Annotated in this window: 14 protein-coding genes; 3 read left to right on the forward strand and 11 right to left on the reverse strand. The window is 41.8% G+C overall.

Translation table 11 applies throughout. The features are described 5' to 3' along the window. Positions 1-172: 172 nt before the first annotated feature. The 5 genes from Q0017_RS07905 to rpoD form a co-directional block, all read right to left on the reverse strand. Positions 173-1,357, reverse strand: coding sequence for an iron-containing alcohol dehydrogenase (locus Q0017_RS07905; protein ID WP_298145033.1), 1,185 nt, complete (start codon positions 1,355-1,357; stop codon positions 173-175). Continuing rightward, positions 1,350-1,892 carry a hypothetical protein gene (locus Q0017_RS07910; RefSeq protein ID WP_298145036.1) on the reverse strand — a complete coding sequence of 181 codons (543 nt, stop codon included), beginning with the start codon at positions 1,890-1,892 and terminating at the stop codon, positions 1,350-1,352. The genes Q0017_RS07905 and Q0017_RS07910 overlap by 8 nt, the downstream gene beginning before the upstream one ends. 37 nt (positions 1,893-1,929) lie before the next feature. Beyond that, positions 1,930-2,586 carry a lipoyl(octanoyl) transferase LipB gene (gene lipB / locus Q0017_RS07915; RefSeq protein ID WP_298145039.1) on the reverse strand — a complete coding sequence of 219 codons (657 nt, stop codon included), beginning with the start codon at positions 2,584-2,586 and terminating at the stop codon, positions 1,930-1,932. Between the two features lie 102 nt (positions 2,587-2,688). Continuing rightward, positions 2,689-2,976, reverse strand: a complete 288-nt coding sequence (locus Q0017_RS07920; RefSeq protein ID WP_297424722.1) for a DUF493 domain-containing protein — start codon at positions 2,974-2,976, stop codon at positions 2,689-2,691. Positions 2,977-3,101: 125 nt separating this feature from the next. Then, the gene (gene rpoD / locus Q0017_RS07925; protein WP_298145042.1) at positions 3,102-4,985 is read right to left on the reverse strand and encodes an RNA polymerase sigma factor RpoD; all 1,884 of its coding nucleotides are present in this window, start codon (positions 4,983-4,985) and stop codon (positions 3,102-3,104) included. A 359-nt stretch (positions 4,986-5,344) separates the two neighbouring features. On the opposite strand from rpoD, the gene Q0017_RS07930 reads away from it, so the two are divergent. Beyond that, positions 5,345-5,551, forward strand: coding sequence for a PA3496 family putative envelope integrity protein (locus Q0017_RS07930; RefSeq protein WP_298145045.1), 207 nt, complete (start codon positions 5,345-5,347; stop codon positions 5,549-5,551). Positions 5,552-5,623: 72 nt separating this feature from the next. Continuing rightward, entirely contained in the window at positions 5,624-6,148 is a 525-nt protein-coding gene (locus tag Q0017_RS07935; protein ID WP_298145048.1) for a YecA family protein, read from the forward strand. A gap of 35 nt (positions 6,149-6,183) precedes the next feature. On the opposite strand, the gene Q0017_RS07940 is transcribed toward Q0017_RS07935, so the two are convergent. Both Q0017_RS07940 and Q0017_RS07945 read right to left on the reverse strand, forming a co-directional pair. Continuing rightward, on the reverse strand, positions 6,184-6,798 hold the full coding sequence (locus Q0017_RS07940) for a DedA family protein (RefSeq protein ID WP_298145064.1): 615 nt from the start codon (positions 6,796-6,798) through the stop codon (positions 6,184-6,186). 114 nt (positions 6,799-6,912) lie between these two features. Beyond that, positions 6,913-7,845, reverse strand: coding sequence for a rhodanese-related sulfurtransferase (locus Q0017_RS07945; RefSeq protein WP_298145051.1), 933 nt, complete (start codon positions 7,843-7,845; stop codon positions 6,913-6,915). A 160-nt stretch (positions 7,846-8,005) separates the two neighbouring features. On the opposite strand from Q0017_RS07945, the gene Q0017_RS07950 reads away from it, so the two are divergent. Then, complete coding sequence (locus tag Q0017_RS07950; RefSeq protein ID WP_298145054.1) at positions 8,006-8,500, forward strand: DUF1289 domain-containing protein; 495 nt, start codon at positions 8,006-8,008, stop codon at positions 8,498-8,500. 41 nt (positions 8,501-8,541) lie between these two features. Here Q0017_RS07950 and panD read toward each other — a convergent pair whose 3' ends face one another. The 4 genes from panD to Q0017_RS07970 all read right to left on the reverse strand — a co-directional run bounded on the left by panD (position 8,542) and on the right by Q0017_RS07970 (position 10,966). Then, complete coding sequence (gene panD, locus Q0017_RS07955; protein ID WP_297424702.1) at positions 8,542-8,922, reverse strand: aspartate 1-decarboxylase; 381 nt, start codon at positions 8,920-8,922, stop codon at positions 8,542-8,544. 97 nt (positions 8,923-9,019) lie between these two features. Continuing rightward, a complete protein-coding gene (pth, locus tag Q0017_RS07960; protein ID WP_298145057.1) occupies positions 9,020-9,598 on the reverse strand; it encodes an aminoacyl-tRNA hydrolase in 579 nt (192 codons plus the stop codon). A gap of 19 nt (positions 9,599-9,617) precedes the next feature. Then, positions 9,618-9,914 (reverse strand): 50S ribosomal protein L25, encoded by a 297-nt coding sequence (gene rplY, locus Q0017_RS07965; protein WP_298145060.1) that lies wholly within the window; start codon positions 9,912-9,914, stop codon positions 9,618-9,620. 98 nt (positions 9,915-10,012) lie between these two features. Next, on the reverse strand, positions 10,013-10,966 hold the full coding sequence (locus Q0017_RS07970) for a ribose-phosphate pyrophosphokinase (protein ID WP_297424710.1): 954 nt from the start codon (positions 10,964-10,966) through the stop codon (positions 10,013-10,015). Between the last annotated feature and the right edge of the window lie 108 nt (positions 10,967-11,074).

The following is an 11,074-nucleotide window of genomic DNA, read 5'->3' on the forward strand; positions in this document are numbered from 1 at the left end:
AAAATAAAACTGCGCCAATCTACTTCAAATGTGTGCATTTGTCAGCAGCTGTATCTTGCTGCTAGCACAAAATATGCCATGTTGTTGAAGCGAAACTAGCAAACAATAAAAGCCTGATGCTCAAAAAAACATCAGGCTGATTTTTGCGCTATATTGGCGTAAATTTTTTAAATTACCAAGCTTTTTCTAAGATCTGCTTTAAATCATGCAAGGTGGCTTCTTTAGGATTATAAATAATGGAACCATCGTTCAGGGCTTTGTCAGCAATTTCATCAAATTGTGCTTGGCTGACTTTATGGGTTTCACGCAATGTGCGTGGTAATTGGGTGAGGCTATATAAGCGATCGCGCATGGTGCTAATGCTGCGGATGGTTTTTTCAGCCCGTAAGTGTGCAGACGTTTGTGCATAGATTTCAGCACCGGCAAACGGCAATAATAAATCTGCGATTTTATCGCCATTGACCGATTGATTGTATTCAAGCACGTAAGGCAAAAACAGATTCATACATAAACCATGCGGTAAATGTGCAACTGCACCTAAAGCATGCCCTAAGGAATGTACCAAGCCGACCATAGAATTAGAAAATGCAATGCCTGCCATGGTAGAAGCTTGAGCAAGTTCTAAGCGCGCTTGAGCATCTTCAGGGTTATCTAATACATGAAACAGATTTTCACTAATTTTTTTAATTGCCGCTGTCGCATAAGCATCACTAATTGGATTGGCTGCCATACAGGTATAAGCTTCAATGGCATGCGTCATGGCATCCATTGCTGTCATTGCGGTTAAATGAGGTGGCAAGGTTTGGGTCATGCGTGGATCTAAAATCGCTGCATGTGGCATTAAGTAATACGACGCAAATGCTATTTTGACATTTTTTTCAGGATCAGCCACTACAGCCACCATGGTCACTTCAGAACCCGTTCCTGACGTGGTGGGAATCACAAAAAACGGTTTAAGCGGTTTAGGTAAATTGTGAGCGCCGGAATATTGCAATAGGTCGTCACCACCTTCAGAGACTAAAATATTGGTGGCTTTTGAGGTATCAATGACTGAACCACCACCGACGGCAATAATCGCATCACATTGTTGCTCACGGTACAGTTGGGCTGCTAGGCGTACGGTATGTAAACTTGAATCTGGTGGCACATCATCAAAAATGCCCGCAATTACGCTATCGCTTGCTGCAAATGCTGCTTCAATAGGGGTTAAAAGTTGATTCTGACGCACGCCTTTGTCGGTAATAATGAGGACACGTTTAGCACCCAAAGTTGCCAGTTCAAAGGGGATGTGTTCAAGTGCTGCATGACCTGCAATGACTTTCACCGGACAGAAAAATTCGTAATAAGGCTTAGCCATGCTGATCACTCCGTTTTAAATAAGATTGCGCCACTTTTAAATAAATATTGGCAGCACCACGTAATTTGTCTTTTAAGGGTAATTGAGTTGGATATTGTTTGACGGCAAGTTCAGCCACAAGTTTAGGTAAAATCAGTGCTTCCATTTTATTTAAGCAACGCACCAAACGAATGGCATAGCTTAAATCGCCATCTGCTACCATACGGTCATTGGCAAAGGCTTGGGCGGTACTTTCTTGAAAAGAAAACACCAAAAAGGCATGATGCATATGTTTAAAACGCACCGTCAAATCAGGCTTGTCTGCATATTCATTGAGTAAATTCAACTGTCCATTTGAGTTGACTTGTGCCACAAAAGCAGGACCATTCGGGAAGACACTCATCGAGAGTACAAATCCTACCGGAAATTGACTGATTTCGTGTTGCACTTCTTGATCGACTTGGCTTGCCATGACCAAACCACGCCCAATCACGTCCATCATGGTTTTGACATAGATTTGCTGTAATGTGGGTTTAACGGCGCTTGCTGCAATCACAGATGCATCCTTTTTTTATTAAAGATTATTTTTTAATTTAAGCATCAATCACTTGAATATCACTAAAGTAACCGCTCGTGGTTAAACTTGCAATCATATCGCGGCATAAGTCATCAAAGCGGGGATAATTAGGCACCAAATCCATGACCCGAACCATTTCAAGTCCAGCATAGCCACACGGATTAATGGTTTGAAAACCAAATAAGTCGCAATCGATGTTAAGTGCTAAGCCATGATAACTACGACCTTTACGAATTTTAAAACCGAGTGAGCCAATTTTACGCTCATTGACATAAACGCCCGGTGCATCTGCTTTGGCATAGGCAGCAATGCCATACTTTTGCAGCAAATGAATCATCAGGTTTTCAGCATAGCTGACCAAAGTTCTGACATTCCAACCTAGACGATTGAGATCAAACATAAAGTAAGCCACCAATTGTCCCGGACCATGCCATGTCACTTGACCACCACGGTCGCTTTGCACCAATGGAATATGGCTTGGCATTAGCACATGCTCAGGTTTGCCGGCTTGCCCTTGGGTGAGTACCTCATGATGCTGCAAAATCCACAGTTCATCGGGTGTGGTTTCATCACGCTGTTCGGTTAAGCTTTTCATCTCTAAAAAGCGTGCTTCATACGGGGTTAAGTCGTGATAATGACGAATTACTAAAGCAGGTTTAACCACATCTGTCACAGTATGTGTCCTATACAATCGAACAAGTGCTGCTGATTATAAGATGAATTAACATAAAAAGGTGAGCCATAAAAAAACACGCAAAGTGCGTGTTTTTTTAACTTACAGGGCAGTACGAATTAACGGACAAGCAGCAAGATCAGCATAGACAGCATGTACTTGCTCAAGTTCTTCAAAACGTAGCTGAGCGGTAATTGAATGATACTTACCTGTACGTGATGGGGTAACACTCATGCTATTGCCATCAAATTCTGGAAAATGCTTTACAAAAATTTCTGTCACAGCCGCATGTAACTCAGCACCTGCAAGACCAATCAATTTAATTGGATAGTCCATAGGAAAAACCCAAAGATCTTCTTGGAGTTCGCGTGATGGAGTACGATTGGTCATGTCAATCATGGGACACCTCTTAATTAAAAATACCTGCTAAAAGCAGGTATTTTGATGTATGCGCTTATACTCATATTATGGGGGAGATTCCCCCATATTCAAGTCAGTATTGTTGCATGTATAGATTAGTCATTCTCAAGGAATGAACGTAAATGTTCAGAACGAGATGGATGACGTAATTTACGTAATGCTTTTGCCTCAATCTGACGGATACGCTCACGCGTGACATCAAATTGTTTACCCACTTCTTCTAAAGTATGGTCAGTTGGCATATCAATACCAAAACGCATTTTTAAGACTTTAGCTTCACGTTCAGTTAAGTTTTCTAACACTTCACGGGTCGCTTCTTTTAAGCCTTCAGACGTTGCTGCATCAATTGGTGAAGTGATGTTGCTGTCTTCAATGAAGTCACCAAGATGTGAATCTTCATCGTCACCAATTGGCGTTTCCATAGAAATTGGCTCTTTGGCGATTTTCAGTACTTTACGTACTTTTACTTCGTCCATTTCTAAACGTTCACCTAATTCTTCAGGTGTCGGTTCACGGCCCATTTCTTGTAACAACTGACGCGAAACACGGTTAATCTTGTTAATGGTTTCGATCATGTGTACCGGAATACGAATGGTACGCGCTTGGTCTGCAATTGAACGGGTAATTGCCTGACGAATCCACCATGTTGCATAAGTCGAGAATTTATAACCACGACGGTATTCAAACTTATCAACCGCTTTCATCAAGCCAATGTTACCTTCTTGAATTAAATCCAAGAACTGTAAGCCACGGTTGGTGTACTTTTTAGCAATTGAGATGACAAGACGTAAGTTCGCTTCAACCATTTCTTTTTTAGCACGACGAGCTTTGGCTTCACCAACCGCCATACGTTTTGAAATGTCTTTGATGTCTTTAACGCTTAAACCTAGCTCTTTTTCAATATCCGCGATCTTTTGTTGGAACGCTAAAATATCTGGGCGTACTTTTTCAAGGTAGCCTTTTTGCTCAGGTGTGGCTTTGGCAACTTGTTCATCTAACCAAGCAAAGTTTGACTCTTGACCTGGGAAGGTAGTACGGAACTGGGTACGGTCCATACGACCACGACGGATCGCATAGCGCATCACTTCACGTTCTGAAGCACGAATTTGATCATGTGTACCACGAATCATCTCTGAAATTAAATCAAATAGACGTGGGGTAAACTTAAACATCATAAATACAGTTGCAAGTGCTTCAAGTGCTTGAGTTGCTTCTTGGCTGTCACGACCGTGTTTTTCAATGGCAAGTTTAGTGTTGTTCCACGCATCGCTTAATTCAGCAAAACGCACTTTGGCAATTTCAGGGTCAGGACCTGAATCAGCTTCAGAATCATCATCACTTTCTGATTCTTCGTCTTCATCTTCGTCGTCAAGTTTGACATCTTTGGTGGTTTTAGACGGGGTATCTTCTTCTAATACCACTTCCTCTTCTAAAACTTCAGGAATATCATCATCAGTTTCTGGGTCTAAATAACCAGATAAAACGTCAGCAAGACGGCGCTCGCCTGCGACATATTCATTATATTCTTGGAGAACAACTTCAACGGCATTTGGCCAGTACGCAATTGAATTGAGAACGTCACGGATCCCTTCTTCAATACGTTTGGCAATGCTAATTTCGCCTTCACGCGTTAACAGCTCAACCGTACCCATTTCACGCATATACATACGTACAGGGTCTGTGGTACGACCTGGCTCATTTTCTACAGATGCTAATACCGCAGCGGCTTCTTCTTCCGCTACTTCATCGGCTGCATCAGCATTGTTTGAGTCGAACATAGCATCATCAGATTCAGGCGCACGTTCATGCACAGGAATACCGACGTCTTGAAGCATTTGAATAATGTCTTCAATCTGTTCACTTTCAGTGATTGAGTCTGGGAGATGATCGTTAACCTCAGCGTAAGTTAAGTAACCTTGCTCTTTGCCTCGGCTAATCAGCGCCGCTACTTGAGAAGTAGGGGAAGTCATATCGCTCATCTTTGCTTACTCTTGGTTAAATCTGTGGCAGTAAAAAACCGTGCATGATAGCACAATTTCAAAACATAGTTTTTGAATTGATTGTTCAGGCATGATTTGTCGCTATAGGGTTTAAGTTCAATATGGGGGTGCGTGTTTAAATTACAAGCACAAATAGCAGCATTGCTGTAAATCTTTATATATTTTAACATATTTTGATATCAAGCGTTCATTGTTCAATAAATACACAGAAAATAAAAGCACGAATTGTATTAAAAACTTTAATTTTAGCGTGTTTTTACAATAAAACTTGACAAGATCAACAAAGGCAGATAAATAGCGCCTAGACCCATTACATTTTTTCATTAGAGGTAGTTTTAGTGTCTTCGACAGATTTTGAACTAGATGATAACTACGGTGATGATGATGTTAATTTCGAGGAGGCCTCACCGAAGTTGAGTGCTAAAGAGTCGTTGGAAAAACGCCGCCTCATCGATGAATTACTCGCGCAACGTCGTTTAGAACGTGAACTTAAAGATTTTGATTACGACATCGACGATGACGATGATTTTGACGACAAAGATTAAGCAATTTTCATGTAGCATGGCTTGAATAAATGCTATGCTAAACCTTTCGATATTTCTAAGTTTGGATATTAGATGAGTGCTTTTGATTTAGACCAGTTAAGCGAATATTTAGATGGCGACCAAAACGAGTACGGTCTAGATTTTGCTGCGACACATGGTTTTTTATGTGCCATTGCAGTTGGCCCTCAGTTTGACAAATGGTTGGATGAATTATTCGAAGGCAATCAGAAAAAGGTTCCAGCAGAAATCATCGCACAGGTTAAAGCATGGTTAGATGCGATTCGTCAAAGCTTAGCCAATGAAGACGGTATTGAATTTCCTTTTGAAATTGAAGAAGCAGATACTGAATCAAGCCTAGGTGATTGGAGCGTAGGTTTCGTAGATGCTATGTTCTTAAATGAAGAAGCTTGGTTTACCGATGAATTTGAAGAGCAATTGGTGGATTTAACTTTACCGATTATGGTGTTTAGCGGTATTGATGAAGAAGATCCGCAAATGGAAACCTTCCGTCGTAACGGTCAGTTAATGGACGAATTAGCAGAAGAAATTCCAGATAATTTAAATGAAATTTATTTGATGTATCACACACCAAGCTAAGTTTTAGACTAAAAAAGCACCCGAGGGTGCTTTTTTTAATGGCGTTTTTTACGCAAGTGGCGCCGGTATAAAATCACCCCTACAATCACAATAACTATCGCGACGATGACATAGCCCACTTGGCTAAAAATTTGCTGCATTAAGGCTTGATTTTCGCCAAAGTAAAAACCTATACAGGCTAAAAATGTAGTCCAAATGATGGTACCTAAGCTACTAAACAGCATAAATTTCCAAAAAGGCATACGGCTCATGCCAGCAGGAATACTAATTAAAGAGCGTACCGCAGGTACCATACGTCCAAAAAATACAATCCGATGACCATATTGTTCAAACCATGCCAATGATTTTTTTACATCTTCTGATTTAATAAATAAATATTTACCATAGCGGTCGACAAAACGAAAAATGGCCGCATGACTAAATTGGTACCCGAGCCAATACAGCACGGCAGCGGCTAACATTGAGCCAAAGCTGCCCGCAATAATCACACCCATTAAGGTTAATGAGCCTTGGGAAGCCGTATAGCCGGCAGAGGGCATAATGATTTCTGAGGGAATGGGAGGAAATACATTATCAAGGAACATCAACAGCGCAATGCCTAAGTAACCTAGGCGCTCCATGATGCCAATAATCCAGTCAGTCAAAATAATACGCTCATGTAATTTAAGCAAAGAATTTGATGCTAAACGGCTTTGAATACAAGATAAAGCACGCTTTTGTAAATCAAAAAAAGCCCGCAAGATGCGGGCTTTAAGGTAACCGTATTACAGACGCTTACGTTTTGCAGCAGCAATTTGTGATTGACGCATACGGAAGCCTTCTTTTTGCTTCTCTGTGGTTTTATCAATACAGTACACGCAAGACACACCATGCTCATAGCTTGGCAATTCTACTTCTTCAGGAAGTAAAGGCCAACCACAGGCATGACACTTCACATTTTGACCTTCTTCAACGCCATGCGTGACCGCTGTACGACCATCAAACACGAAGCATTCACCTTCCCACATGCTTTGTTCAGGTGGAGTTTCTTCTAGGTATTTTAAGATACCGCCTTTTAAGTGATAAACCTCGGTAAAACCTTCTTGTAAAAGCAACGAGGTTGATTTTTCACAACGAATACCACCTGTACAGAACATGGCGATTTTTTTATCTTTATGCTGTTCGAGGTTATTTTTTACGTATTCAGGGAATTCGCGGAAAGTTTCAGTTTTTGGGTCGAGTGCACCTTTAAAGGTACCTGCTTTGTATTCGTAGTCATTACGGGTGTCGACCAAAATGACGTCGTCACGTGCAATCAGTTCGTTCCATTCTTTAGGATCAAGATAGTGACCTACCAAATCACGTGGTTGAACGGGTACGCCTAAAGTCACGATCTCTTTTTTGAGCTTGATTTTCATTTTACGAAATGGTTTTTCATCACTATGTGATTCTTTATATTCCATTTCATTAAAACCTTCGCTTAAAAGGAATTGATGAATTGTGTCAATTGAAGCACGATCACCGGCAACGGTGCCGTTAATGCCTTCGCCAGCTACAATAAGAGTACCGCAAAGATTGATGGTATTTACCAAGTCTAAAAGACGTTGTTGAAGATCGGCAGGATCTTGAACTTCTTTGAATTGATAAAGTGCCGCAACAACCCAGTCAGCGGTCGCTTGCTGTTCTACAGGTGCAAGCTGTTCTACAGTAGCGTTCATGGATACTCCAAATGTAGCTAGTAAATTTTAAAGGAGCACATTTTAACTGAAATTCTGACAATATTCAAAATTTCCCTACAAAAAATAAGGCTTTTTAATCGTACTCGATCAAGCTATGCTAGGCGCGCTAAATCTTAAGGCAGAATGTGGAGTTTTTATTTTGAGCAATGAGCGTCGAATTGCCTCTTTAACCCCGTGTGCAGGGCGTTGTTCTACTGTGTTTGGGGATTTGGTCTGTCGTGGATGTCGACGTTTTAGCCATGAAGTCATTCATTGGAATCAATATACCCCTGAGCAACATATTGCTGTCTGGATTCGTCTAGATGCCCAGCTTGATCAAATCTTAGTTCCGATGCTGCCACTTGCCAAGCTACAGCACGTAGAGGGCTTTTTACACTCAAAACGCGTGCGTTTACGTAGTGATGCCAGTCGTGGGCGTAAGTTGTATCATGCGTTAAAACTGTGTGAAAAAAACCGCCATTTAACCGATGACAGTGGCTTGGGTATTCACTATAAACAAGTGCGTCCATTGTGGGATGAATTTGAGCAACGTGTATTAACGCTTGCCAATGCCTCTTATGACGTGGCATTTAAGCGTGCTCAAGGCATTCGCTATCATTTGCTACACGGCAAAATACAATTTGACCAAGTATAAAAAAACCCGCAATTGGCGGGTTTTTTATACACAGTTAAACTTTAAGCGACTTGTACTGGAATACAGTTTGCAGTGTGATTGACTGTGTTATTTGGGTTGGCATAAACCAAACGTGGTTGATGTGCATCTGCCTCAGCTTCAGTAAAATCACCAAAAGTGGCAATAATCACTAAATCACCTACATCTGCTTGATGGGCAGCACCACCATTGACTGAAATAATGCCAGAATCTTCTTCACCACGAATTGCATAAGTGGTAAAGCGTTTGCCATTCGTTACGTTCCAGACGTGAATTTCTTCGTATTCACGAATCCCTGCGAGGTCCATTAAAGTACCATCAATTGCACATGAACCTTCATAGTGCAATTCCGCATGAGTCACCACCGCACGGTGAATTTTGCATTTAAGTAAACGAGATAGCATAGCAAGCTCCCAATAAGATCAATTCATCCATTAATTTTGCGCACACGAGCGCAATGCATTGTGCGTTGAAAATACACAATGCGCAAGGGGATACGTTTTATGGCTTGTAGGCGTTAATTTGATTCATGGCAGGCTGAATATCGCCATTGACCAACAGTTTGATTTGGGCAAGGGCATGATGAATTGCATCATCCATGAGATCTTGTTCTTTGCTCGGTGCTTTACCTAAGACATGACCTGAAACTTGATCCTTTGCACCCGGATGACCAATACCAATACGTAACCGGTGAAAGTTTGGACCCGTATGTGGCACGATATCGCGTAGACCATTGTGACCACCGTGACCGCCGCCAGTTTTTAGGCGAATGACACCTGGATTCATGTCCAGTTCATCATGTGCAATCAACATGCGTTCAGGCGCAATATTGTAGAATTTAGCGAAAGGCACAACACTTTTACCCGATAGGTTCATAAAAGTGGTGGGCAACAATAAACGAACGTCTTGACCTTCGATATTGCCACGGCCGCTGATGCCGTTAAATTTGGGGTCGGTTTTTAAATTGATACCATAACGTTCTGCAAGGCGTTCGACAAACCAAAAGCCTGCATTATGGCGGGTTTGGGCATATTCCCGACCGGGATTACCCAAACCAACAATTAGCGAAAGATTAGCCACTAATTACACCAATAAACACTTATGCGCGTTTGAAGTCAGCGTGCATAGGCGTGTTTTTAGCAGGGTGACGTTGTAACGCTTGGATTTTAACGTTTTCAACTTTGTCGCCTACTTGAATTTCGATAACTTCTTCAAAGAAAGAGTTGTTTTCTAAGAACTTAACAAGTTGACGAAGTTCTAAAGTTACAGTTACAGGAGCAGCTTCGCCACCGTAAATGATTGCTGGAACTTGGTTTTGAAGACGAAGGCGGCGGCTCGCACCTTTCCCTTGTACTGCTTCTTCACGTGCTACTGCATTTAATACGAAGTTTGCCATGATAGACATCCTATTTAAGTTAATGGACTAGACTCGCGACCAGTCTAGTTGATAGAAAGCCCCGCCAAGTGGCAGGGCTTTGAAATTTGAACGTTCGATTATAGATAAGAATCGAACATTGCGCTAATAGATTCTTCGTTGTTAATACGACGAATTGTTTCAGCAACCATGCTTGCCACTGAAACTTGACGAATCTTACCAAGCGCTAAAGCTTCTTCTGAAAGCGGAATGGTGTCTGTAACTACCAATTCATCGATCACTGAATTTTTTAAGTTTTCGATTGCTTTACCAGATAATACTGGGTGAGTTGCGTAAGCGACAACTTTACGTGCACCAAAAGTTTTCAATGCATCAGCGGCTTTACACAATGTACCTGCAGTATCGACCATATCATCAACAATGACACAGTCACGATCTTTCACATCACCAATCAAATGCATCACTTGTGATTCATTCGCTTTTTGACGACGTTTATCGATAATTGCAAGATCAATATCGCCCATTTGTTTTGCAACAGCACGTGCACGTACCACACCACCTACGTCAGGTGAAACCACCATGAGGTTGTGATGCGATTGTTGACGTAAGTCAGCCAACAATGCTGGTGTACCGTAGATGTTGTCTACAGGGATATCGAAGAAACCTTGGATTTGGTCAGCGTGTAAATCGATCATCACCACACGGTCAATTCCGACTGTTGTTAGCATATCTGCAACAACTTTGGCAGTAATTGGCACACGGCTTGAACGAGGACGACGGTCTTGACGAGCATAACCGAAGTAAGGAATGACTGCAGTAATACGACCAGCACTTGCACGACGCAGCGCGTCTGCCATGACCAAAATTTCCATGAGGTTATTGTTGGTTGGGGCACAAGTAGGCTGTACGATAAATACGTCTTTACCACGCACATTCTCAGTAATTTCTACAGCAATTTCACCATCAGAGAAGGTAGAAACAGATGCAGCACCTAGAGGAATATGTAAATGGCTTACGACTTTTTGAGCGAATTGTGGATGCGCAGTTCCACTAAAAACGACAAGATTGGGCATGAAGCACCCTTGGCGGTTAGAATTGGGAAAGAGATGGCAGGGGTAGCTGGATTCGAACCAACGGATGCCGAGATCAAAACCCGGTGCCTTACCACTTGGCGATACCCC

This window comes from uncultured Acinetobacter sp. (assembly GCF_947624825.1).
Classification (GTDB): Bacteria; Pseudomonadota; Gammaproteobacteria; order Pseudomonadales; family Moraxellaceae; genus Acinetobacter.

What these genes read in the sequence shown, in the direction of transcription:
- Q0017_RS07905 (WP_298145033.1), bottom strand. Translation starts at nt 1,357, where the DNA reads ATGGCTAAGCCTTATTACGAATTTTTCTGTCCGGTGAAAGTCATTGCA.
- Q0017_RS07920 (WP_297424722.1), bottom strand. Translation starts at nt 2,976, where the DNA reads ATGACCAATCGTACTCCATCACGCGAACTCCAAGAAGATCTTTGGGTT.
- rpoD (WP_298145042.1), bottom strand. Translation starts at nt 4,985, where the DNA reads ATGAGCGATATGACTTCCCCTACTTCTCAAGTAGCGGCGCTGATTAGC.
- Q0017_RS07935 (WP_298145048.1), top strand. Translation starts at nt 5,624, where the DNA reads ATGAGTGCTTTTGATTTAGACCAGTTAAGCGAATATTTAGATGGCGAC.
- Q0017_RS07945 (WP_298145051.1), bottom strand. Translation starts at nt 7,845, where the DNA reads ATGAACGCTACTGTAGAACAGCTTGCACCTGTAGAACAGCAAGCGACC.
- panD (WP_297424702.1), bottom strand. Translation starts at nt 8,922, where the DNA reads ATGCTATCTCGTTTACTTAAATGCAAAATTCACCGTGCGGTGGTGACT.
- rplY (WP_298145060.1), bottom strand. Translation starts at nt 9,914, where the DNA reads ATGGCAAACTTCGTATTAAATGCAGTAGCACGTGAAGAAGCAGTACAA.
- Q0017_RS07970 (WP_297424710.1), bottom strand. Translation starts at nt 10,966, where the DNA reads ATGCCCAATCTTGTCGTTTTTAGTGGAACTGCGCATCCACAATTCGCT.